Here is a 23,230-nt window from a genome sequence, read left to right as displayed (position 1 = left end):
GCTCCACAATGGACTTGGTCGTCCGCGGAGCGCGGGTCGTCGACGGAGACGGCGGCCCCGGTTACCGCGCCGATGTCGGCGTCGAGCGAGGCCTCATCACCGAGATCGACGAAGGTGGCGGGTTGCGCGGCAAGCGCGCGATCGACGCCGACGGGCTGGTGCTCTCCCCCGGTTTCATCGACATGCACGCGCATTCGGACCTGCAGCTGCTCGCCAACCCCGACCACACCGCGAAGGTGTCGCAGGGCGTGACGCTGGAGGTCATCGGCCAGGACGGGTTGTCCTACGCCCCGGTCGACGACGCGACGCTGGCGACGCTGCGCACCCAGATCGCCGGGTGGAACGACGATCCGCCCGGCTTCGACTGGAACTGGCGCAGCGTCGCGGAGTACCTCGACCGGCTGGACGCCGGGATCGCCGCCAACGCGGCGTACCTGGTGCCGCAGGGCACGCTCCGGTTGCTGTGCGTGGGCTACGACGATCGCGCCGCGACCGATGCCGAGCTCGACCGGATGCGCGCGGTCCTGGCGCAGTCGTTGGACGAGGGCGCGTTCGGGATGTCCTCCGGGCTGACCTACACGCCCGGCATGTACGCCGACACCGGTGAGCTCGCGGCGCTGTGCGAGGTGGTCGCGGCGCACGGCGGGTACTACAGCCCGCACCACCGCAGCTACGGCGCCGGGGCGCTGGCCGCGTACGCGGAGATGATCGAGGTCAGCAAGCGGTCCGGGTGTCCGCTGCACTTGGCGCACGCGACGATGAACTTCAGCGTGAACCGCGGCCGGGCGGCCGATCTCCTGTCCATGTTGGACGCTGCGCTGGACGACGGATGCGACATCACGCTGGACACCTACCCGTACCTGCCGGGCAGCACTTCGCTGCACGCGCTGCTGCCGAGCTGGGCGATGGTGGGCGGTGTCGAGGCGACCTTGGCGCGGTTGCGCGATCCCGCGCAGCGCGAGCGGATCCGCGTCGCGCTGGAGGAGGAGGGTTCGGACGGCTGCCACGGGGTTCCGGTCGAGTGGGACACCATCGAGATCAACGGTGTCCGGGAACCGGCCAACGACCACCTCGTCGGCCGCAGCGTCGCCGAATCCGCCCGCGCCGCGGGGAAAGCGCCCGCGGAGCACTACTTCGACGTCCTGGTGTCCGAGGAACTGGGCAGTTCGTGCTTGATGCACGTCGGCCACGAGGACAACGTGCAGGCCATCATGCGCCACCGGGTGCACACCGCCGGTAGCGACGGGCTGCTGGTGGGTGCGCGCCCGCACCCGCGCGCGTGGGGCACCTTCCCCCGCTACCTCGGCCACTACGTGCGCGAGCTCGGCGTGCTGGGGCTCGAGGAGTGCGTGCAGCACATGACGTCCCGCCCCGCCGATCGGCTCGGGCTGACCGACCGCGGCCGGATCCGCCCCGGACACGCCGCCGACCTGGTGCTCTTCGACCCCGACGCGGTCGCCGACACCGCCACCTTCGACGAACCCCGGCAGCAGGCCGCCGGAATCCCGCACGTGCTGGTCAACGGCGTGCCGGTGATCGAGGACGGCCGCCGAACCGACGCACTGCCCGGACGCGCCCTGCGCAAGCCGCACTGACGCCGGACGACCGGCCTTCCCCCCAGAGGAGTACGCCGTGAGCACGTTCCTCCACTGGCTCCAGCACGAGACCCCCGGCCTGCTCCTGCTGTGCGCGGTCGGGATCGCGGTGCTGCTGCTCATGATCATCCGGTTCCGGGTGGAACCGTTCATCGCCCTGATCGTCTCCGGGCTGCTGATCGCGCTGGCCGCCGGGCTGTCCGTCGAGGACATCGTCGGCACCGCGCAGAAGAGCAGCGACTCCCTGCTGGAGAGCGGGTTCGGCGGAATCCTCGGGCACATCACCGCGATCGTCGGGCTCGGCACGATCCTCGGCTCGATGCTGGAGGCCTCCGGCGGCGCGCAGCTGCTGACCCGCACGCTGCTGCGAGCGGTCGGCGAACGGCGCGCACCGCTGGCGATGGGCCTGTCCGGCCTGGTCTTCGGCATCCCGGTGTTCTTCGACATCGGCATCTTCGTGCTGGCGCCGCTGGTGTACGCGGTGGCGCGGCAGGGCGGGAAGTCGATCCTGCTGTACTGCCTGCCGCTGGTCGCCGGGCTGTCCATGACGCACGCGTTCCTGCCGCCGCACCCCGGACCGGTGGTAGCCGCCGGGCTGCTCGGCGTGGACCTCGGCTGGATCATCCTGATGGGCCTGGCCTGCGGGCTGCCTGCGTTCGCGGTCAGCGGCCTGCTCTACCCGCTCTGGATCGGCAAGCGCATCGACCTGCCGGTGCCCGAGGAGATGCTGGCCGCGGCCGATGAACTGGCGCGCAAGAACGAGGCCGAGGGCCGCCCCGAGCCGAAGCTGGCCACCGTCGGTTTCATCATCGGCCTGCCGATGCTGCTGATCCTCGGTGCCACGTTCGGCAGCATCACGCTGCCGAAGGGCAGCGCGGTGCTGGCGGTGCTGACGTTCCTGGGCAACCCGACGGTGGCGTTGACCATCGCGGTGCTGCTGGCGTTCTGGCTGCTGGGACGGCGACGCGGGATGAGCCGCGGGGAACTGTCGAAGCTGACCGGGAACTCGCTGCGCCCGCTGGGCATGATCCTGCTGGTGGTCGGTGCGGGCGGGTTCTTCGGCAAGGTGCTGGCCGAAACCGGCGTCGGCCAGGCGCTGGCCGGATCGCTGCAGTCCACCGGGCTCCCGCTGCTGGTGGCGGCGTACGTGATCAGCTCGGGTCTGCGCATCGCGCAGGGCTCGGCGACGGTGGCGATCGTGACCACCGGCGGCATCATCGCACCGCTGCTGCACGCCGGGGAGTACTCGCAGGCGCAGCTGGCGCTGATCGCGGTGGCGATCGCCGCGGGCTCGATCATCGCCTCGCACGTCAACGACGGCGGTTTCTGGATCATCAGCCGCTACTTCGGCATCTCCGTCAAGGACATGCTGAAGTCCTGGACGGTCCTGGAAACCATCCTGTCCCTGGTCGGCTTCGGCATGGCCGCACTTCTGTCGGCGGTGATCTCCTGACCCCGACGATCTCTTGACCTCACGCGAAAAACCTTGCTGCTGCGTCGGAAACGCCCGTAACGTTCGCGATATCCGACTCCGAAGCGAGGAGTGTCCGAATGGACCTGAGCAGACGGTCGTTGCTTCTGTCCGCCGGCGCCGCCGCGGGGCTGATCGGGGTCGCACCGGCCCTGGGCCACGCCGGCACCGTGATCCCCGCCGATTCCCCCACCCCACCGCGCGGCCCCGGCGAAGGGCAGGGCCCGTTCCGGAAGCTGGTGATCCGCGGGGTCAACCTGATCGTCGGCGCGGGCGGCGAGGTGCGCGGACCGGTCGACGTGGTGGTCCGCGGCAACCGCATCGAGCAGATCATCCCCGCAGGTCAGCCGTCCCGCGCACTGCCCGCCGATCGACCCCCGCACGACGCCGAGCACGAGATCGACGCGACCGGCATGTGGATGATGCCGGGCCTGGTGGACGAGCACACCCACACCGGGACCGGGAGCACCCCGCGGACCTACGCCTACAAGCTGTGGCTGGGGCACGGGGTCACCACGGTCCGCGGCGTTTCGCTGGCCAAGAACCCCGACGCGGTCTCGGACAAGGAGCGCAGCGAGCGCAACGAGATCGTGGCGCCGCGCATCGTCAACTACCAGACCCCGGGCAGCGGCTGGGAGGGCGGCCCGGTCGACAGCCCGGAGAAGGCCACCCGGTGGGTGGCGTGGGCGGCCCGCAACGGCGTGGACGGCATCAAGTTCTTCGGCGAAGGGCCCTACGGCCGCCCGGAGATCGAGGCGGCGATCAAGGCCGCGCGGCAGTCCGGGCTGGGCACCACCATGCACCACTCCCCACCGATCTACCCGCAACTCAACGCGCTGGAGACCGGCAGGCTCGGGCTGGGCACGGTCACCCACTTCTACGGCCACTTCGAGGCGCTGCTCAAGGAAGGCCGCGAGCACCCGAAGCCACCGGACTACGACTACTCCAACGAAGCGTCGCGGTGGCGGGCGGTCGCCGAGGTCGTCAACTACACGTACCCGCCCGGCTCCGCGCAGTGGCGCTCGTACCTGTCGCAGCAGCTGGACAACGGCGTGACGTTCGGCCCCACCCTCGGCGTCTACCTCGCCGGGCGCGACCTGCTGCGGACGCGCGGTCTGGAGTGGCACCCGCGGTTCGTGCTGCCGACGCTGTGGAACTTCTGGGAACCCAGCCCGGAAGCGCACGGCTCGTTCTACTACTCGTGGACCTCCGAGGACGAGGCGAGCTGGAAGCGCTTCTACGTGCAGTACATGCAGCTCGTCCACGACTACAAGGAGATGGGCGGGCGCATCGCGGGCGGCACCGACCCGGGGTTCATCTACAACCTGTACGGGTTCGCGAACATCAACGAGCTGGAGATGCTGCGCGAAGCCGGTCTGACGCCGCTGGAAGCGATCGAGGCGATGAGCTCGGCGGCCGCGCGGACCATCGCCGACCCCACCGGTCGGCCGCCGGAGTACGGCTCGGTGGTGGAGGGATCCATCGCCGACCTGGCGATCCTCGGGGAGAACCCGCTGGAGGACCTGAAAACCCTCTACGGCACCGGAACTCCGCGGTTGAACCAGGACACCGGCGACATCGCCCGCGTCGGCGGGGTGCAGTGGACGATCCGCAACGGCGTCGTCTACGACGCCAAGCGGCTGCTCGCCGACGTGGCCGACATGGTGCAGGCGCAGAAGTCGGCAGGCGCGTGCGGCGACGTCGACCCGGACTGGAGCATGTCCGGTCCCTGCGGCGGCAGCCCCGGCGTCGGCGTCGCACCGCCCGCCAAGCCCGCGAAACGCGCCGCACCGCTGCCGTAGCGGATTTTCCCACTGCTCGGGGGAAATCCGCGAATCCGACCTTGAGGAAACCTTAAGGTTTCGTGGTCTAGTCCACTGGTCGCGAATGCGGCAGACTGTCCCGCGATCGTCCACCGAGCAGGGAGAACATCGTGCGGGACAACGCAATGCCGCGTCGCCGGTTCCTCACCGCCGCAGGCGCTCTCGGCCTCGCAGGCGCGGCCGGGGTGGTCGCCACCAGCACCGCGTGCGCGACCACCTCGTCGGCCGCACCCCAGGCCGACCCGGCGATGCAGCACGCCGCCGGGCTGATGACGCTCATCGGCAGCTACACCTCGGCGTCCCCGGCCGGTCGCGGCCTGGAGGTGGCGATCCGCAACGACGCGGGCGTGCTCGAACCGTCCGGAGTGGTCGACGGGGTTCCCGACGCTTCGTTCTTCGCCTGGTCGCCGGACCACAAATACCTCTACGTCACCAACGAGGTCCCGGAAGGCACGATCACCGCTGTCGACCTCTCCGGTCACCACCCGGTGGTCCTGGGCAGCCAGCCCACCGGCGGCGCGGGCCCCACGCACCTGACGGTGCACCCGAGCGGCGAGTTCATCTTCACCGCCAACTACACCGACGGCACGGTCTCGGTGCACCGCCGCAACGCCGACGGCACCATCGGCGAGTCCACCGACCTGGTCAAGCACCCCGGTGCCGAGCCGCACGCCCACCAGGTGCTCGTCGATCCCAGCAAGCAGTGGGTGGTCGCGGTGGACCTCGGCGCGGACGCCGTGTTCGTCTACGCCTTCGACGCGGCCACCGGCAAGCTCACCCAGCACCAGCACCTCGAACTGCCCACCGGCACCGGGCCGCGCCACCTGGCGTTCAACTACGACCGCGCCTACCTGCTGGCCGAGCTGAAGTCCGAGATCACCGTGCTGGACTGGGACCTGGACGCCGGTCAGTTCACCCCGGGTCAGGTCGTCGGCACCCGCGAACCCGACGCGAGCGGCGAGAACTTCCCGGCGGAGATCGCGATCACCCGCGACGCCAAGTTCGCCTACGCCACCAACCGCGGCGACAACAACATCGCCACCTTCGCGATCACCGGCGAGGGGCTGGAGTTCCGGGGCACCACGCCGGTCGGCGGAGACTGGCCCCGCCACTTCGCCCTCGACCCGGAGCAGACGTCCCTCTACGTGACCAACCAGCGCTCCGGCGCGATCACCCGCCTGACCCGCGACGCGGGTTCCGGCGCCCTCTCCCCCACGCAGGACGTCTACGAGTGCCCATCGGTCGCAGCCGTGACCTTCCACGGCTGACCCCTCGGGAAGGGCGGGCTCCCCGCGCCCTCCCCGAGGTTCGGGTCTCGCCGTCCCGGTCGGCGTCGGCGAGACCCACCAGCAGTTCGTCAGTCAGTACCGGCGTCGGGGAGCTGCGCTTCGACCCCGTCGAGGATGGTGGCCAGGCCGAGTTCGAAGGAGGCGTCGAAGTCGTCGGTGCCGACGACGTCCGCATGCTGCGCCAGGGTCGGGTAGTCCTCCCGGCGGCTTTCGAGGTGCTGCTGGGTCCAGCGTCGGAGCTGGGCTTCGCGGGCGGGATCCCGGTGCACCGCCCGCCAGAAGTTCTCCGTCGCGGCCCACCCCTGGACGTAGTACGTCAGCGCACCGATGACAGCCGTCAGGCGGTGGCCTTCGAGCCCGACCGCGGTCAGAACGGCGTAGAACCGCTCGGAGAGCGCTAACGAGTTCGGGCCGAGCAGCGGACGGGTGGACATCAGGGCCGGCAACCACGGATGCTGCTTCATCACGTCCCGGGCTCGGACCAGCTGCTGCGTGAGGGCCTCCCGCCAGGGCACCCCATCGATCCCGTCGAGCTCGACGCCGGCGAAGGCCTCGTCCACCGCGAGGTCGAGCACGTCCTCCTTGCTGCCCACGTACTCGTACAGCGACATCGCGCTGACGTCCAGCCGGGCGGCGAGCCGCCGCATGGACAGTCCCGAAGCGCCGTCCGCGTCCAGCACCGCGACCGCGGCACGTGCGATGCGTTCCCTGGACAGGCGCGGTTTGCGGGGACGTTGCTCGGCGAACCAGATCGCCGGTGGTCTTTCCTCGGCCATGCCGCTCCTCCCTTACAGCGTACGGAAAACCGTACAGCTAGCTTCGACCGGAGTCAGGCGGAGCGCCACGAGGAGGATTCGATGACACCGGACGAATGGCTGCGCCAGTACGCGCTTCTGGCGCTGCGCATCGACAAGTTGGTGACGGGCAGCGCGACGGGGACCGTGGTGATCTACAGCGGGCCACCGCGATGGCGGGACCAGGTGGCGGGCGAAGAGCCGACGGCGGCGCGGCAGCTGGTCGAAGACGCCGAAGCGCTGCTGGACACCTCACCGTTTCCCGGCGAGCGCGCTCGCTACCTGGCTGCCCAGGTGCGGGCCATGCGGGCGGTCGCCCGGCGACTGGCCGGCGAACAGCTGCCGCTGTCGGCGCATGCCAGCGAATGCTTGGGCGTGCCAGTGCGAATGCTGCCTACGGAGGTCTTCGACGAAGCGCACGACTTGCTGGACCGCGCTTTGCCGCAGGGCACCGGGTCGCTGCTGGAGCGGCTGCAGTCCTGGCAGGCGTCCTACGCGCTGCCACCGGCCCAGGTGGACCAGCTGCCGGCCCTCGTCGACCGCGCAGTCGCCGAGACCCGCAGGCGCACGGACGAGATCGTGGCCCTGCCCGAGGGCGAGGTGACCAAGTGCGAGTTGGCCACCGGCGTGAACTTCCGGGCCGCCGGGGCCTACGAGGGGGATCTGCGCTCGACGATCCACATCAACGCCGACCTGCCGTTCAACCTGGCCGACCTGCTCTACGTCGTCGCCCACGAGGGGCACCCCGGGCACATCGCCGAATCGATGCTCAAGGAGCTCCGGCTGGTCGACGAGCTCGGCTTCGCGGACCAGCAGGTGCGGTTCATGCTCTCGCCGTCGTTCGTGATCAGCGAGGGTCTCGGGTTGCACGCGCAGGACATCGCCTTCCCCCGCGGCCAAGCCCAGACGTGGCTGGCCGAGAACGTCCTCGCCGAGCGGGGGATCGCGCCGGACGGCTCCGATTTCGCCGCGATCCACCGCGCGCAGAACATCCTGTTCGGAGCCTGGGGCAATGCCGCGCTCCTCGCCGATGAAGGCCGTCCGGACGCCGAGATCAGCGCCTACCTCACCAGGTGGGCGCTGATCTCGGACGCTGACGCCGGTGCGGTCCTGACCTTGCTCCGGGCCGGGGGCATGTCCTGCTACGTGTGGGGTTACTTCCACGGCTGGCGGCTGCTCGACCGGTGGTTGGCCGCTCCCGACCGCGACGCGCGGGTGCGCCGGGTGCTCACCGAGCAGTTGCTACCCGCCGACCTCGAAGTCCCGGCTTGAAGCGTTGACCAGGCGGTGCCAGGCGCTGGCCCGCCAGTCGTCGCCGTCGTCGAGGAACATGCGGTTGCCCGCGCTGTCCCAGTGCGCCAGGGCCCAACCGTTGCCCCGGCGGTTCTCGTGCCAGCCGACCAGCGGCCAGTAGGCGAAGTCGGTGTCGTTGGCGACGAGGAAGTCCACGAAGTTCTCGAACCACGCCCGGACCTTGGGGTCCTGCTCGTCGCGGCCACCCACGCCGAACTCACTGATCCACAGCGGGGCGGTGTAGGGCTGACCGTCCTCGGTCACGAAGAACGCCTGTCGCTGCAGCACGTCGTGCAGCTCGTCGCGGGACAGGTCCTGGTAGCGCGGGTCGCTGGTCTCCCCCGTGCCGGTCGCACCGGAGTGGTTCGGGCCGGTGTAGCCGTAGAAGTGCGCCGAGTACACCAGCTTTCCCGGTTTTGCCAACGTGTGCGACAACGTCCGGACCGGTTCCAGCGTCGGCCGGCCGTGCGGGAAACCGTCCACCGGGATGCCGACCCAGTTGATCCCCTCGATGATGATCAGCAGGTTCGGGTTGGCCTCGTTGAGGATCCGGTCCCCGGCGCGCTGCGAGGCGGCGAACCAGTCGTGCGCGTCGCCCAGCCCCCAGTTCGGGTCGTCGAACACGTCGCGCCGCACCTCGTTGTACAGGTCGGCGCCGACCACGCGCGGGTTGTCCCGGTAGCGGCCGGCCATGAACGCCCAGTCGTCCTCCCACTGCTGGTCGCTCTGGCTGCTGTTCCAGCGCTCGTTGCCGTCGACCCCGCAGCACCAGCGGGTGGTGTTGGTGTGGTTGTTCAGGATCACCGCGAATCCGCGGTCGGTGAGCGCGGAAACCGCCGCGTCGTAGACCTGCAGCCGGGTCTTGCCGCGCAGCTGCGGGTTCGCCGCGACCGCCTGGTCCGGCACGATCGACTCGTCGCGGATCATGTCGTTGGCGAACGGCAACCGGATGCTGTTGAGACCGAGTTCGGCGAAGCTGTCGAGGATTTCGCCGATCGGCGCCCGGTCCAGGCCCAGCGGGATGCCGTTGCTGTTCTCGCCGGCGTGGTGGTTGGCCGGGTCGTCGACATCGCCGCTGCCGTCGTAGGTTCCGCTGGCTCCGTGCCAGTTCCCGGATTTCAGCTTGAAGCGGGAACCACCGGCGTCGACGATGTAGCGCCCCTCGGTGTGCAGCGGCGCGGTCCACGTGGCGGCCAGGTCGGGTTCTTCGAGCTGAGCTGGGCTGGGTGGCAGCGGTTGCACCAGCGTTGCGGTGAGGACGGCAGTGAGCAACCCGGCGATCATGCGCGCTCCCTGGGGTTCGGACGAATCGCGGATCGGCCGCGGCCCACCAATCCTCCCAGTGATCATCGGGACGAAAACCTCTGGGAATTCACCACTTTTCCCGGCCTCGCATCATCCCAACCGCGAAAATTGGTTCAGACCTTGCCTTTCCCGGTTGTGATCCATAGCATCCGATTGCTCAGCGCAAAACGGGAATTGCGGACAGTGCAACGGAGACTGCCATGCGTGCCTGGAAAGCCATCACCGTCACCGCCATCGGTGCCTTGCTCACGGCCTGCGGACCACCGCAGGTGCAGCAGGACGGACCCGCTGAGGACGAAAGCACCGGCACGCTACGGGTCTGGCTGTTCGACGAGGCCACCCGCGGACCCAAGCAGACCACTGTGGACGAAGCGGTGGCCCGCTTCGAGGCCGAGCACCAGGGCGTCCAGGTCGACGTGCAGTACATCCCGGTGGACACCCGCTCGGAGCGGTTCACCGGCGCGTTCAACGATCCGGCCAGCGCCCCGGACGTCGCCGAGTACGGCAACACCGACGTGGCCGGTTACGTCGCCGCAGGCGGTCTCGCCGACCTGACCGACCAGCTCGGCCAGTGGCCGGAGGCCGCCGACCTGGACGAATCGGTGCTGGAGACCGCGAAGGTCGACGGCAAGGTCTACGGCGTGCCCTGGTACACCGGCATCCGCGCGCTGTACTACCGCACCGACGTCTTCGACGAGCTCGGCCTGAAACCCCCGCGCACCACCGCGGAACTGGTCGACACCGCGCAGCGGATCCGCGAAGCCCGCCCCGACCTCTACGGCATCTCCGTCGGCGGCAAGTACCACTACGCGCTGATGCCGTTCATCTGGGCCGCGGGCGGCGACATCGCCCGCCAGGACGGCGGCACGTGGACGTCCACTGTGGATCAACCTGCGGCCCGCGAGGGCGTGGCCACCTACTCGTCGCTGATCAGCGGCGGCGCGTGCCCGCGCGAGCAGTGCGCGGACATGACCGGCAGCCAGGCAGTGCAGGCCTTCGCCTCCGGCAAGGCCGCGATGACCATCGGCGGCGACTTCAACCGCGCCGCGGTGGAAGCCGGTGCGGCAGGCGGCAAGTACGCGGTGGTCCCGCTGCCCGGCAAGACCGACGGATCCATCGCCCCGGCCTTCGCCGGCGGGAACATGCTGGGCGTGCTGAAGTCCTCCAAGCGCGCCACGCTGGCCAAGGAGTTCGTGCAGCTGCTGGCGGGCAAGGAGTACCAGCGCAAGATGTACGACGCGATGGGCAACCTGCCCACCTTCACCGACGTGCAGCAGGAACTCGCCGCCGGCGACCCCGCAGTGGCGCCGTTCGTGCAGACCCTGCAAGCCGGAACCCGGTTCGTGCCCACCACCGACGGCTGGTCGAAGATCGACGCGCAGGGCGTGCTGCCCACGATGGTGCAGCAGGTCATCACCGGCACCAGCGTCGAGGAGGCCACCTCCGGCGCGGCCGAGCAGATGAACTCCGCGTTCGAAGGCCGCTGATGGCCGCACTGCTCTACCTCGCACCGGCCGGGCTGCTGCTGGCCGTGATGATGGGCTACCCGCTCTACCAGCTGGTGCAGATCTCCCTCTACGAGTACGGGCAGGCGCAGGCCTCCGGCGGTGCCGCGCTGGAGTTCCTCGGCGCAGGCAACTACCTGGCGCTGCTGGGCGATGCGGAGTTCTGGACGATCCTGGCCCAGACCTGCCTGTTCGCCGCGGTGTGCGTGGTGGGCAGCCTGGCGGTCGGCATCGCGCTGGCGGTGCTGGCCACCAGGATCAGCCCGCTGCCGCGGCTGCTGCTGTTCCTGGCCGCGATCGGCGCCTGGGCGACCCCGGCGATGGCCGGTTCGACGGTGTGGCTGTTCCTGTTCGACCAGGACTTCGGGCTGGTCAACGAGGTGCTCACCGGGATCGGCGTGGACGGTGCGGCCGGGTTCTCCTGGACCTACGACCGGTTCGTGGCCTTCGGCCTGGTGGCCGCCGAGGTGATCTGGTGCTCGTTCCCGTTCGTGCTGGTAACCACCTACGCCGGGCTCAGCGGGATTCCCGGCGAGGTGGTGGAGGCCGCGGCGCTGGACGGCGCGTCGACGTGGCGGACCGCGCGCAGCGTGCTGCTGCCGATGCTCAAACCGGTGCTGATGATCGCCACCATCCAGTCGATCATCTGGGACTTCAAGATCTTCACCCAGATCTACGTGATGACCAACGGGGGCGGCGTGGCCGGGCAGAACATGGTGCTCAACGTCTACGCGTACCAGGAGGCGTTCGCCGGTTCGAACTACGGGCTCGGCTCGGCCATCGGCGTGGTGATGACCGTGCTGCTCGTGCTGATCACGCTGGCCTACCTGCGGGCCCAGCGCAAGGACGGGGCGATCGCATGACTTCCTCGCGCAAGCGGATGCCGCGCCGGATCGCCGACGCGGTGGCGGTGCTGATCGCCGTCGCGGTGGCGTTCCCGCTGTACTGGATGGTGCTCTCGGCGTTCAAGCCGGAGGGCGAGCTGCTGTCCGCCGATCCCCGCCCGTGGACCTTCGCCCCCACCCTGGACGGGTTCCGCCGGGTGTTCACAGTGGACGGTCTCGGCGGCTACTTCGCGAACAGCCTGCTGGTGGCCGCGGCAGTGGTGCTGCTGTCGCTGCTCATGTCGTTCCTGGCGGCGGTCGCGCTGACCCGCTTCCGGTTCCGCGGTCGCACCGTGCTGCTGCTGATGATCCTGGTGGCCCAGATGGTCCCGGTGGAGGCGCTGACCATCCCGCTGTTCTTCCTGATGCGCGAGGTCGGCGGCGTGGCACCAGCGTTCGGCCTCAACCGCCTGGGCTCGCTGGTGCTGGTGCACCTCGCGTTCAGCCTGCCGCTGGCGATCTGGATGCTGCGCGGGTTCGTCGCCGCGGTCCCCGCCGAGCTGGAGGAGGCGGCCACCCTCGACGGCGCCAGCCGCGGCCGGTTCGTGTGGCAGGTGCTCTTCCCGCTGGTGGCACCGGGTTTGGTGGCCACCAGCGTGCTGTCGTTCATCCACGCCTGGAACGACTTCCTGTTCGCCAAGACGTTCATCATCTCGGCCACCGAGAACCAGACGTTGCCGATGGCGATCCTGGTCTTCTTCAAACCCGAGGGCAACGATTGGGGTGCGATCATGGCCGGTTCGACGTTGATGACGATCCCGGTGCTCGTCTTCTTCGTGCTGGTGCAGCGGAAGCTGGTGTCCGGCCTGGCCGGGGCGGTGAAGGGATGAGCTGGGACTCGCTGCTGCCGCGCCCGCTGCGGGTCAGCCCGGCGGCCGGGGTGCTGGAGCTGGACCAGAACACCACGGTCGGCGGCGAACCCACCACCGCCGACTGGTTCCGCCGCCACGTCGGGGCGGGCACCGGGCTGCGGTTCGCCGACGCCGAGCGCCCGACGATCGAATTCCGCGTCGACGGGCGCCGATCGGTCCCCGGCGGCTACCACGCGCAGATCCGCCCGGACGGCGTCGAGGTCGTCGCGCACGACGTGGCCGGCGCGCACCACGCCGCGCAAACCCTGCGGCAGCTGCTGGATCCGTCGGCGTACCGGTCGGCGCTGATCCACTACGGGCGGTTCGTGCTGCCGTGCGGGGTGGTCGAGGACCGGCCGCGGTTCGCCTGGCGCGGCTGCCACCTCGACGTGGCGCGCCACTTCCTGCCCAAGCGGGAAGTGCTGCGGTTCGTCGAGCTGCTGGCCGTGCACAAGCTCAACGTGCTGCACCTGCACCTGACCGACGACCAGGGCTGGCGGTTCGAGGTGCCGCGCTACCCGGAGCTGACCCGGGTCGGCGCCTGGCGGGCGCGCTCGATGGTCGGCCGCGGCCCGGAACCGGAGTTCGACTCCCGGCCGCACGGCGGTTTCTACACCTCCGACGACCTGCGCGAGATCGTCGCCCACGCGGCCCGCCACCACATCACCGTGGTCCCGGAGGTCGACGTGCCCGGCCACAGCCAGGCCGCCATCGCCGCCTACCCGGAACTGGGCACCGGCCAGCGCCCGGAGGTGTGGGACTCGTGGGGCGTCAGCAGCGACATCCTCAACACCGACCCCGCGACCACCGATTTCTACCGCGCGGTCCTCGACCACCTGATGGACGTGTTCCCGTCCCCGGTGATCTGCGTCGGCGGCGACGAGGTCCCCGGCATCACCCCGCAGCACGGCACCTTCCTGCGCGAGCTCATCGAGCACGTCCACGCGCGCGGCCGCCGCGCCTCCGGCTGGGACGAACTGCTGGACTCGGTGGACCCGCTGCCGGCGGGCACCATCATCGCCGCCTGGCGCGACGAGCAGGCGGCGGTGCGCGCCGCCGAACGCGGCCACGACGTCGTCCTGTGCCCGGAGGACCACCTCTACTTCGACCACCGCCAAGCCGACCACCCCGACGAACCGATCCCGGTGGGCTTCCTGACGACGCTGGAGAAGGTCTACGGCTACCAACCGCTGCCGGGCGCGCTCGGCGTCCAAGCACAGGTGTGGACCGAGCACCTGGACACCCCGCGCCGCCTGGACTACGCGGCGTTCCCCCGCCTGTCGGCCTTCGCCGAAGTGGCCTGGAGCCAGCAGCACGACCTCGCCGACTTCCAGCGCAGGCTCGTCGACCACCACCTGCCCCGCCTGGACGCCCTCGGCGTCGAGTACCGCCCCCTGGGCGGCCCGCACCCCTGGCAGACCCGCCCCGGGGTGCCCGGCAGGCCCCGCTGATGCCTGCGGCGGTCAGTCCTCCAGGTGGGACTTGAGGCGCTGGAGGGTGGCTTCGATGGACCGGAGGTTCTGCTTCGGCAAGCCGGTCCGCGCGATCAGCTTCGGCAGCATCGCCGCGTAGTCGTAGGTCTCGGTGACCTTGGTCGCCGACTCGCCCGCCGGCTCCAGCTCGTACCGCCAGCGACCGGGCAGCACGTGCCGCCACGCGATCCGCCGGTTCTCCTCGTACTCCACGACGGTGTTGGTGATCCGGTAGCCGATGCCCCTGCGCATCCGCATCCCGAACTTCGACCCCAGCACCAACCGCTCCGGTCCGCTCATCTCCCCCTGCACGGTGCCGGAACCGTCGATGACCGCGTGCTTGCGCGGATCGGCCAACACCGCGAAAACCGCCTCCGCGGGAGCGTTCACGACCACGCTGCTGGACACCGAGAACTCGTTCTGACCCATGCGCCAGAACGTAACGACCCGAGGTAACGAACCAGGCACGAAGCCGCGCTGAGCGCGCGTTCCGGCAGATCCGCGAAACCAGTGCCTCCCGTCACACGTCATCTGTAGTGTCACTTCTGATGATCAGCTGACCACTGGGGGTGCTCATGACGGAAGCGACCGCGGGACAAGGGGTTCCGGTCGCTCAGCTGCCGCAGCGCCTCGGCTGGCGGTGGATCAGGCGCAAGCGGCTGGAGACGATCCCGGACCAGCCGATCGTCCACCTGCTGCGCGAGAAGAACCCGGGCGCGCTGGTCGACCAGCTCTCCGACCACCTGGGCTCCGTCGTCCCGCACGTGGTGCTCGACGTCGGCGCCGACCCGGCCGAGACCCAGCGGCAGAAGTCCGTCCAGATCCGCAAGCTGCTCGACCGCGCGGCGCTGGGTCTGCGCGACGCCGACTCGTGGCCGCGCATCGGCCGGCTGCGCTTCCGCCGCTACGCGCTGCTGAGCTGGCTGCTCAAGAAGAACCTGCCGCAGACGAACCTGGCCCGCGCACCGCACTCCGACGTCCGCCACCTGCTGCGCGAGTACCTCAGCAGCCGCCGCCCGCGGCGCACCCAGCAGGAAGAGCAGCTGGAGTCGCAGGGCTGGGAGCTGGCCGCGCAGAACCTGCCCTGGTACCTGCACCTGCTGTCGCTGGTGTTCTTCCCGGTCTACTACGCGTGGTGGATGCGGGCGGGCCGCGTCGCGCGCTGGTTCATGCGGCAGCCCTACCTGTCCCCCGGCGAATCGGCCGACTTCCCCAGCTTCGCGCAGCGCCTGATCGCCACGCCCTCCCGCTTCGAGAACGCCGAGCAGGTCCGGAAACTGCTGGTGCACGCGTTCCTGGCCGACCTCGCCGACTCCTACAAGCGGCGGCTGTGGCGCTGGAAGTGGGTGCCGAAGGACTGCTACCCGGTCCTGCTGCTGCGCAACCTGCGCGACGAGAGCACCGGCAAGCTGCTGGTGCGCCTGATCAACGACGTCCGCAACGAGACCGGCTCGCGCGACCCGCTGCTGGTCATCGGCGCGGGAACGGCCGCCCTGCCGGAGGAATCGCCGAGCGAAGCGGTGACCCTCGAGCAGTGGCCGGAGAAGCTGCAGAACGCGCGCCGCCGCCGCTCCCCCACCGCCTGGTACGTCCCGGTGCAGGTCGCCGACGAACCCGGCAGCACCGACGACGAATCCACGCTGTCGCTGGGCCAGGCGGACCTGCCGCTCAAGCGCTCCCGGCTGGTGCGCCGCGTCCCGGCGATCGCGCTGGTGGCGCTGCTGCTCGTCGGAACCGGTGCCTACGTCAAGCAGTACGTCGGGCCGTGCGGACAGCTGCTCCCCTGGAACGGCCTGGAGCTGTGGGCTGAGGACAACGAATGCGTCGGCGTCTCCGACGGAACCTTCCAGTTCTCCGACATCAAGGGCAGGAACGCGGAGGAAGCCGACTTCCTGCAGGGCCTGGTCGGCTTGCAGCGGACGGTCGAGGACCAGAACTCCTGGATCGACACCCAGCACGAGCGGAACAAGTCGCGCCCCTACGTGACGGTGGTCTACTTCAGCACGCTGACTGATTCCGACCCCAACTCCGCGACCCTCAACGGGGTTTTCGAAGAGCTCAAGGGAATCCTGCACGCGCAGCGGATGTCGGACCTGCGCGGCGGCCCGCTGATCCGGATCGTGCTGGCCAACGGCGGGGGCGAGATGAAGCACGCCGGGGCGGTCGCCGAGCACATCGTGGCGCTGGCCCAGCGACGTGCGGATTCAGCGGCCCCGGTGGTCGGCGTGGTCGGTCTCGGCGGCAGCTGGCAGGGCACCGAGAACGCCATCCGGGTGCTGGGAGCCGCCGGACTGCCCATGGTGGGCACGACGACCTCGGCCGACGCCTTCCCGCAGGTGAGCAAGCTCTACCACCAGGTCGGGCCGAACAACGCGCAGCAGGCCCAGTTCGTCCGCGACTACCTCGGGCCGGGTGCGAAGCCCAAGGTCTACTACTCGACGGGCGACCTCTACAGCGAGAACCTGGCCGACGACCTGCGCGGGCAGTTCGCGCTGCCGCCGGAGCGGGTGGTCGCGAATCCCAGCTTCGACGACACCAGGATCAGCTGCGGCCCGCAGGAGGTCGCGTTCTTCTCCGGGCGGGCCAGCAAGCTCGGCGGATTCCTGGATTCGGTCCGCTGGCACTGCAACAAGATCAACGCACCGCTGCCCCGGCTGATCGCCGGGGACGACATCACCAAGTTCATGCTCGACAAGGAGCTGAAGAAGGACGTCTACCTGAGCCTCGAGTACACCTCGTTCTACGGGGAGGTCGTCAACAAGGAGAGCGACGACATCGAAGGCCGCGCGATGCTGGCCTTCGACGCGCTCCGCGTGCTGCAGAACGCGATCACCAACGTCATCGGCGAATCGCTGCTCCCCGACGGCGCGGAACAACTCCCCCTCAACGGGCTGTCCGTCTGGCGCGGCATCGCCGAGATCAACGGACCCGGGCGCGTGGTTCCCGGAACGGCAGGGAACATCTGCTACGGCCCGGATTCCCAGCAGGTCCCGGTGGACAAGAAGATCTCGATCATGCGCATGAAAACGGGCATGAGCCAACCCGAAGTCCTGTGGACGCGCGGAGAAGGCCGCTGCTGAAACGACGCTGCGGGCGGTGCGACCCGTTTCGGACCGCACCGCCCGCAGCTCGGACAGACCTCAGCCGGCCGTGGTCTTCTCCGGCTCGGTGGCCTTGGGCTCCCAGCACTCCACGCCGGTCAGCTCCGGCAGGCGGTCCCGGGTGAAGACCGGGTCCAGGCCCTGCTTGCGCTGCTCGTTGTAGTCGCGGAGGAGCTTGAACGCGATCGCGCTCAGCGGGGCGATCGCCGCCAGGTTCACCAGCGCCATGACGCCCATCGTGGTGTCCGCCAGGTTCCACACCAGGTCCGAGGAACCGATCGCGCCCAGGAAGGTCACCACCAGCACGATCCAGCGGTAGCCGGTCAGCACCGCGCGGTTCTGCGTCAGGAAGCCGACGTTGGACTCGCCGTAGAAGTAGTTGCCCAGCACCGAGGTGAACGCGACCAGCAGGATGATCAGCGTCAGCAGGTGCAGCGACCAGTTGCCCAGGTTGAACTGCAGGGCCTCCTGGGTCATCGTCGGGCCGCGGTTCTCACCGTAGGCCGGGTTGGACAGCAGCACGATGAACGCCGTGGTGGAGCACACCAGCAGGGTGTCGACGTAGACGCCGAGGGTCTGCACCAGGCCCTGCTTGACCGGGTGGCTCACCGACGCGGTGGCGCCGGCGTTCGGGGCCGAACCCAGACCGGCCTCGTTGGAGAACATGCCGCGCCGCACGCCCTGCACGATCGCAGCGCCCAGCCCACCGGCGGCGATCTCCTGGAAACCGAAGGCGTTGGCGAAGATCTGGCCGAGCACACCGGGCAGCGCGTCGATGTTGAGCACCACGATGACCAGGCCGAGGATCATGTACAGCCCGGCCATGAACGGCACCAGCAGCTGCGCGACGTGCGCGATGCGGCGCACCCCGCCGAAGATGACCGCCGCGGTCAGCGCCACCAGGGCCAGGCCGAGCACCGGCTGCAGCCAGCCCATCCCGGTCGCGCCGGTCGCCTCCACCGAGGTCATGATCGCGCCGACGATGGTGTTGCTCTGCACCGCGTTGAACACGAAGCCGAAGGTGATCGTGATGACCACCGCGAAGAGCACGCCCATCCAGCGGGCGCGCAGGCCGTGCAGCATGTAGTAGGCCGGACCGCCGCGGAAACCGGCCTTGTCGCGCACCTTGTACAGCTGGGCCAGGGTGGACTCGACGAAGCTCGCCGCACCGACGACCAGGCCCATCACCCACATCCAGAACACCGCGCCGGGCCCGCCCAGCGCGATGGCGGTCGCCACACCGGCGATGTTGCCGGTGCCGATCCGGGCGGCCGCGGAGATCGCGAACGCCTGGAACGACGAGATCGCCTTCTTGCCGTCCTCCGCGGTCTCGGCCTTGCCGACCATCGCGCGGACCATCTCCGGGATCATCCGGATCTGCACCGCGCCGGAGCGGACCGTGAAGTACAGGCTGAGCACGGCCAGCACCGGGATGATCAGGTACAGCCAGAACGTGTCGTTCAGCGCGACGATCGCGTCGTTGAGCGCTTCCACGTGGAACCTTTCCGCAGGGTTGATGCGGAGCATCGGCGTTCCCGCGCACATCGGGTGGATGCGCCCGCCAAAGATCACCGCTCCGTTCGGTCGGCACAGTTTGTCCGACCCGGGACCCGACAAACGGTTCCCGTGGCGCAAAGGTTACAAAACGGGGCCTGCGGCGAATGCAGGCCCCGTCCCGTTCTTACTCCTCGGATCAGTGCTTTTCAGCCCTCCGCGAGCACTGGGGCGAGGAACTGTCCGGTGTGGCTCTCGGCCACCTCGGCGAGGTCTTCCGGCGTGCCTTCGGCCACCAGCATGCCGCCGCCGGAACCGCCTTCCGGTCCCATGTCGAGCACCCAGTCCGCGGTCTTGATCACGTCGAGGTTGTGCTCGATCACGATCACCGTGTTGCCCTTGTCCACCAGGCCGTTGATCACGCCGAGCAGCTTGCGGATGTCCTCGAAGTGCAAGCCGGTGGTCGGCTCGTCGAGGATGTAGACCGTCTTGCCGGTCGAGCGCTTCTGCAGCTCGCTGGCCAGCTTCACGCGCTGCGCCTCACCACCGGACAGCGTCGGGGCGGGCTGGCCCAGCCGCACGTAGCCCAGACCGACGTCCACCAGCGTCTTGAGGTGGCGGTGGATGGCGTTGATCGGCTCGAAGAACGCCGCGGCCTCCTCGATCGGCATGTCGAGGACCTCGGAGATCGTCTTGCCCTTGTAGTGCACCTCCAAGGTCTCCCGGTTGTACCGGGCGCCCTTGCACACCTCGCACGGGACGTAGACGTCGGGCAGGAAGTTCATCTCGATCTTCAACGTGCCGTCGCCCGCGCAGGACTCGCAGCGACCGCCCTTGATGTTGAAGGAGAACCGGCCCGGCTGGTAGCCGCGCACCTTCGCCTCGGTGGTCGCCGCGAACAGCTTGCGGATGTGGTCGAACACACCGGTGTAGGTGGCCGGGTTGGACCGCGGGGTGCGGCCGATCGGCGACTGGTCGACCTGCACCAGCTTGTCCACGTGCTCCAGGCCCTTGACCCGGGTGTGCCTGCCGGGCACCTGCCGGGCGCCGTTGAGCTTGTTCGCCAGCACCGACGCGAGGATGTCGTTGACCAGCGTGGACTTGCCCGAGCCGGACACGCCGGTGACCGCGGTCAGGCAGCCCAGCGGGAACGACACGTCGATCTTGCGCAGGTTGTGCTCGCGCGCGCCGACCACGGTCAGCTGGCGCTTGCGGTCCGGGACCCGGCGCAGCTCCGGCACCGGGATCTGCCGCCGCCGGGACAGGTAGTCGCCGGTCAGCGACTTCTTGTTGGACAGCAGCTTCTTGTACGGGCCGCTGTGCACGACCTGGCCGCCGTGCTCACCGGCGCCGGGGCCGATGTCGACCACCCAGTCCGCGCTGCGCACGGTGTCCTCGTCGTGCTCGACGACGATCAGCGTGTTGCCCAGGTCCCGCAGCCGGCTCAGCGTCTCCAGCAGCCGGTGGTTGTCGCGCTGGTGCAGGCCGATCGACGGCTCGTCCAGCACGTAGAGCACGCCGACCAGGCCCGACCCGATCTGGGTGGCCAGCCGGATGCGCTGGGCCTCACCGCCGGAGAGCGTCCCGGCCGCGCGGTCCAGCGACAGGTAGGTCAGGCCGACGTCGAGCAGGAAGCCCAGCCGCGCCTGCACCTCCTTGAGCACCGCGCCGGCGATCATCTGCTCGCGCGGGCCGAGCACCAGGCCGTTGAGGAACGTCGCGCACTCCTGCACGCTCAGCGCGCTGACCTTGGCGATCGACAGCTCGCCGAGGTCGGTGTTCTCCATGGTCACGGCCAGGATCTCGGGCTTGAGCCGGGTGCCGTCGCAAGCCGGGCACGGCACGTCCCGCATGTAGCCCTCGTACTTCTCGCGGGCGTAGTCGGACTCGGTCTGCTCCAGCCGCCGCTCCAGGAACGGGATGACGCCCTCGTAGTTGGCGTAGTAGGAGCGGGTGCGCCCGTAGCGGTTCTTGTAGCGGACGTGCACCTGGTCGTTCGAGCCGTGCAGCACGGCCTTCTTGACCTTGGTGGACAGCTGCCGCCACGGGGCGTCCATCCGGAAGCCGATCGACTCCGACAGCGAGGTGAGCAGCCGGGTGAAGTACTCGGCGGTGTGCCCACCCGCCCAGGGCGCGATCGCGCCGTCGGCCAGCGACAGGTCCTCGTCGGGCACCACCAGCTCGGGGTCGACCTCCTTGCGGATGCCGAGGCCCGCGCACTCCGGGCAGGCGCCGTAGGGCGAGTTGAAGGAGAAGGAGCGCGGCTCCAGCTCGTCGACGCCCAGCGGGTGACCGTTCGGGCAGGCCAGGTTCTCGGAGAACTTGCGCTCCCGGTTCGGGTCGTCCTCGTCGAGGTCGATGAACTCGACCAGCACCAGGCCGTCGGCCAGCCGCAGCGCGGTCTCCACCGAGTCGGTCAGCCGCTGCTTGGCGCCGGCCTTCACGGTGAGCCGGTCCACGACCACCGCGATGTCGTGCTTCTCCTGCTTCTTCAGCTTCGGCGGCGCGTCCAGCGGGTGCACCACGCCGTCGACGCGGGCGCGGGCGTAGCCCTGCGACTGCAGCTGCTCGAAGAGGTCGACGTACTCGCCCTTGCGGCCGCGCACCACCGGCGCCAGCACCTGGAACTTGGCCCGCTCGGGCATCTCCAGCACCTGGTCGACGATCTGCTGCGGGGTCTGCTTGCTGATCGCTTCACCGCAGGTCGGGCAGTGCGGTTTGCCGGCCCGCGCGTACAGCAGGCGCAGGTAGTCGTAGACCTCGGTGATGGTGCCCACCGTGGACCGCGGGTTGCGGCTGGTGGACTTCTGGTCGATCGACACCGCCGGGGACAGGCCTTCGATGAAGTCCACGTCGGGCTTGTCCATCTGCCCGAGGAACTGCCTGGCGTAGGCGGACAGCGACTCGACGTAGCGGCGCTGCCCCTCGGCGAAGATGGTGTCGAAGGCCAAGCTCGACTTGCCGGACCCGGAGAGCCCGGTGAACACGATCAGGCTGTCCCGGGGCAGATCGAGGTCGATCCCGCGCAGGTTGTGCTCACGGGCGCCGCGGACGACGAGGCGGTCAGCCACAGTGATCCCTTCGGAAGTTCTGGCGTTGAGGTCGACGCGCGCCGCTGCGGGCCGGGCCGCGAGAACCCGGCCATCGGCAGGTCGCGACGTCGCGTCGTCCATGCTATTCGGGGCCACCGACAGTCCCGGACCGGCTGCGCCCCGCACTGGGCGCGACCCCCGACCATCACCCCAAGGTGTGACATCCGAAGCGGTTGGCCGCCGCCGTCACCGACGATACGCAAATTCCCCCGGATTGGGCACTGTTGCCCTTGTGGCCTGCGCAATTAGGCTCGGTGTCCACATCGCGCTCCGTGCGCGCCCCGTCACCCTTCCGCGAGGTGGAGCATGGCTGACATCGCCCTCGGAACCGCCGCGCAGGTGACCAGCGAGGTCGCCGCCCAACTGGCAGCGGTGGACCGCGCCACCCAACGGCTGCTGCGCACGGTCGGCGACCTGGACGAGGTGTCCGTGCGGCAGCCCAGCCTGCTGCCCCGCTGGAGCCGGGCACACGTGATCGCCCACTTGGCGCGCAACGCCGACGGGCTGGTCAACCTGATGATCTGGGCGCGCACCGGCATCGAGCACGCGATGTACGCCAGCCGCGACGACCGCGACCAGGCCATCGCCGAAGGCTCCCAGCACAGCCACCAGCTGCTGTTCGAGGACCTGGCGGCATCCTGCGACCGCTTCGCCAGCGCGGTCCAGGAGATGCCGGACCACGCCTGGACGGCCGAGATCGCCTACCCCGTCGGCGACCCGATCCCCGCCCACCACGTGCTGCGGCTCCGGCTGATGGAGGTGTGGGTGCACCTGGTCGACCTCGACCACGACGTGGACTTCGCCGACATCCCGCGGCCCGACGTCGAACAGCTGCTGGAGGACGCGGTCCAGCAGTTCGGCGGCCGCCCGGACGTCCCGGCGCTGGCGGTGGAGGTCGACTTCGGAGACCACCAGCGCACCTGGGACCTGCGCGGCACCACGGCCCCGCCGAGCCGCGTCCGCGGCGAACCCGGCCCGATGCTGGGCTGGCTCCTGGGCCGAACCGACGCCCAAGACCTGCAGGGAACGGCCCCGGACCTCCCCGACTGGCGCTAACCCCCGCGACGTACCGCAATTTCAATGGAAATCAGACGTCCGATTTCCATTGAAATTGCGGAAGTTCTCCACACGCCCCAGAACCTGTCCCCAAGTCCCGGCATGTCGGGGTCCGACACGCCGGTGCTGTGTCCGCGCGGGTCCGCAGTTTCGCGCAGAACGAGCATGCTCGATTGCGCGGCATCGAACCACCGCACCGGTGCCT

Annotated in this window: 17 protein-coding genes; 11 read left to right on the top strand and 6 right to left on the bottom strand. The window is 69.6% G+C overall.

Annotated elements, in window-relative coordinates; all coding sequences use genetic code 11:
* Positions 1-8 precede the first annotated feature (8 nt).
* The 4 genes from ABTZ89_RS01950 to ABTZ89_RS01935 all read left to right on the top strand — a co-directional run bounded on the left by ABTZ89_RS01950 (position 9) and on the right by ABTZ89_RS01935 (position 6,157).
* Positions 9-1,595 carry an N-acyl-D-amino-acid deacylase family protein gene (locus tag ABTZ89_RS01950; protein WP_351038995.1) on the top strand — a complete coding sequence of 529 codons (1,587 nt, stop codon included), beginning with the start codon at positions 9-11 and terminating at the stop codon, positions 1,593-1,595.
* 37 nt (positions 1,596-1,632) lie between these two features.
* Positions 1,633-3,048, top strand: a complete 1,416-nt coding sequence (locus ABTZ89_RS01945; RefSeq protein ID WP_270952142.1) for a GntP family permease — start codon at positions 1,633-1,635, stop codon at positions 3,046-3,048.
* A 98-nt stretch (positions 3,049-3,146) separates the two neighbouring features.
* Positions 3,147-4,868, top strand: coding sequence for an amidohydrolase family protein (locus ABTZ89_RS01940; protein ID WP_351038993.1), 1,722 nt, complete (start codon positions 3,147-3,149; stop codon positions 4,866-4,868).
* A gap of 131 nt (positions 4,869-4,999) precedes the next feature.
* The gene (locus ABTZ89_RS01935; protein ID WP_351038991.1) at positions 5,000-6,157 is read left to right on the top strand and encodes a lactonase family protein; all 1,158 of its coding nucleotides are present in this window, start codon (positions 5,000-5,002) and stop codon (positions 6,155-6,157) included.
* Positions 6,158-6,246: 89 nt separating this feature from the next.
* Here the strand turns inward: ABTZ89_RS01935 and ABTZ89_RS01930 are convergent, their stop codons facing one another.
* A complete protein-coding gene (locus ABTZ89_RS01930) occupies positions 6,247-6,954 on the bottom strand; it encodes a TetR/AcrR family transcriptional regulator (RefSeq protein WP_351038989.1) in 708 nt (235 codons plus the stop codon).
* An 81-nt stretch (positions 6,955-7,035) separates the two neighbouring features.
* Here ABTZ89_RS01930 and ABTZ89_RS01925 point away from each other — a divergent pair, with 81 nt between their 5' ends.
* Positions 7,036-8,244 carry a hypothetical protein gene (locus tag ABTZ89_RS01925; protein WP_351038987.1) on the top strand — a complete coding sequence of 403 codons (1,209 nt, stop codon included), beginning with the start codon at positions 7,036-7,038 and terminating at the stop codon, positions 8,242-8,244.
* Here ABTZ89_RS01925 and ABTZ89_RS01920 read toward each other — a convergent pair.
* Positions 8,215-9,549: a glycoside hydrolase family 5 protein gene (locus ABTZ89_RS01920; RefSeq protein WP_351038985.1), complete on the bottom strand. Its 1,335-nt coding sequence runs from the start codon at positions 9,547-9,549 to the stop codon at positions 8,215-8,217. The two genes, ABTZ89_RS01925 and ABTZ89_RS01920, sit on opposite strands and share 30 nt — an antisense overlap.
* A gap of 221 nt (positions 9,550-9,770) precedes the next feature.
* Here ABTZ89_RS01920 and ABTZ89_RS01915 point away from each other — a divergent pair, with 221 nt between their 5' ends.
* From ABTZ89_RS01915 to ABTZ89_RS01900, 4 genes are read left to right on the top strand one after another with little or no spacing between them, the layout of a single operon-like run.
* Complete coding sequence (locus ABTZ89_RS01915) at positions 9,771-11,057, top strand: extracellular solute-binding protein (RefSeq protein ID WP_351038983.1); 1,287 nt, start codon at positions 9,771-9,773, stop codon at positions 11,055-11,057.
* Positions 11,057-11,938: a carbohydrate ABC transporter permease gene (locus ABTZ89_RS01910; protein WP_351038981.1), complete on the top strand. Its 882-nt coding sequence runs from the start codon at positions 11,057-11,059 to the stop codon at positions 11,936-11,938. The genes ABTZ89_RS01915 and ABTZ89_RS01910 overlap by 1 nt, the downstream gene beginning before the upstream one ends.
* The gene (locus ABTZ89_RS01905) at positions 11,935-12,789 is read left to right on the top strand and encodes a carbohydrate ABC transporter permease (RefSeq protein ID WP_351038979.1); all 855 of its coding nucleotides are present in this window, start codon (positions 11,935-11,937) and stop codon (positions 12,787-12,789) included. Before ABTZ89_RS01910 ends, ABTZ89_RS01905 begins: the two co-directional genes overlap by 4 nt.
* Positions 12,786-14,261, top strand: coding sequence for a beta-N-acetylhexosaminidase (locus ABTZ89_RS01900; protein ID WP_351038977.1), 1,476 nt, complete (start codon positions 12,786-12,788; stop codon positions 14,259-14,261). The genes ABTZ89_RS01905 and ABTZ89_RS01900 overlap by 4 nt, the downstream gene beginning before the upstream one ends.
* A 12-nt stretch (positions 14,262-14,273) precedes the next feature.
* Here ABTZ89_RS01900 and ABTZ89_RS01895 read toward each other — a convergent pair whose 3' ends face one another.
* On the bottom strand, positions 14,274-14,711 hold the full coding sequence (locus ABTZ89_RS01895; protein WP_270952151.1) for an SRPBCC family protein: 438 nt from the start codon (positions 14,709-14,711) through the stop codon (positions 14,274-14,276).
* Between the two features lie 146 nt (positions 14,712-14,857).
* Here ABTZ89_RS01895 and ABTZ89_RS01890 point away from each other — a divergent pair, with 146 nt between their 5' ends.
* Positions 14,858-17,362, top strand: a complete 2,505-nt coding sequence (locus ABTZ89_RS01890; protein ID WP_351038974.1) for a type 1 periplasmic-binding domain-containing protein — start codon at positions 14,858-14,860, stop codon at positions 17,360-17,362.
* Between the two features lie 60 nt (positions 17,363-17,422).
* On the opposite strand, the gene ABTZ89_RS01885 is transcribed toward ABTZ89_RS01890, so the two are convergent.
* Both ABTZ89_RS01885 and uvrA read right to left on the bottom strand, forming a co-directional pair.
* Positions 17,423-18,910 (bottom strand): alanine/glycine:cation symporter family protein, encoded by a 1,488-nt coding sequence (locus ABTZ89_RS01885; RefSeq protein ID WP_351038972.1) that lies wholly within the window; start codon positions 18,908-18,910, stop codon positions 17,423-17,425.
* A 176-nt stretch (positions 18,911-19,086) separates the two neighbouring features.
* The gene (gene uvrA / locus ABTZ89_RS01880; RefSeq protein ID WP_351038970.1) at positions 19,087-21,948 is read right to left on the bottom strand and encodes an excinuclease ABC subunit UvrA; all 2,862 of its coding nucleotides are present in this window, start codon (positions 21,946-21,948) and stop codon (positions 19,087-19,089) included.
* Between the two features lie 327 nt (positions 21,949-22,275).
* Here uvrA and ABTZ89_RS01875 point away from each other — a divergent pair, with 327 nt between their 5' ends.
* Positions 22,276-23,025: a maleylpyruvate isomerase N-terminal domain-containing protein gene (locus ABTZ89_RS01875; RefSeq protein ID WP_351038968.1), complete on the top strand. Its 750-nt coding sequence runs from the start codon at positions 22,276-22,278 to the stop codon at positions 23,023-23,025.
* Here the strand turns inward: ABTZ89_RS01875 and ABTZ89_RS01870 are convergent.
* Positions 23,022-23,230, bottom strand: a 209-nt coding sequence (locus tag ABTZ89_RS01870; protein WP_351038966.1) for a hypothetical protein, incomplete at its 5' end; no start/stop codon positions are given. The genes ABTZ89_RS01875 and ABTZ89_RS01870 overlap by 4 nt on opposite strands.

This window comes from Saccharopolyspora sp. NPDC002686 (genome assembly GCF_040295745.1).
Classification (GTDB): domain Bacteria; phylum Actinomycetota; class Actinomycetes; order Mycobacteriales; family Pseudonocardiaceae; genus Saccharopolyspora; species Saccharopolyspora oryzae.
This window is presented reverse-complemented; position numbering and strand designations above follow the sequence as displayed.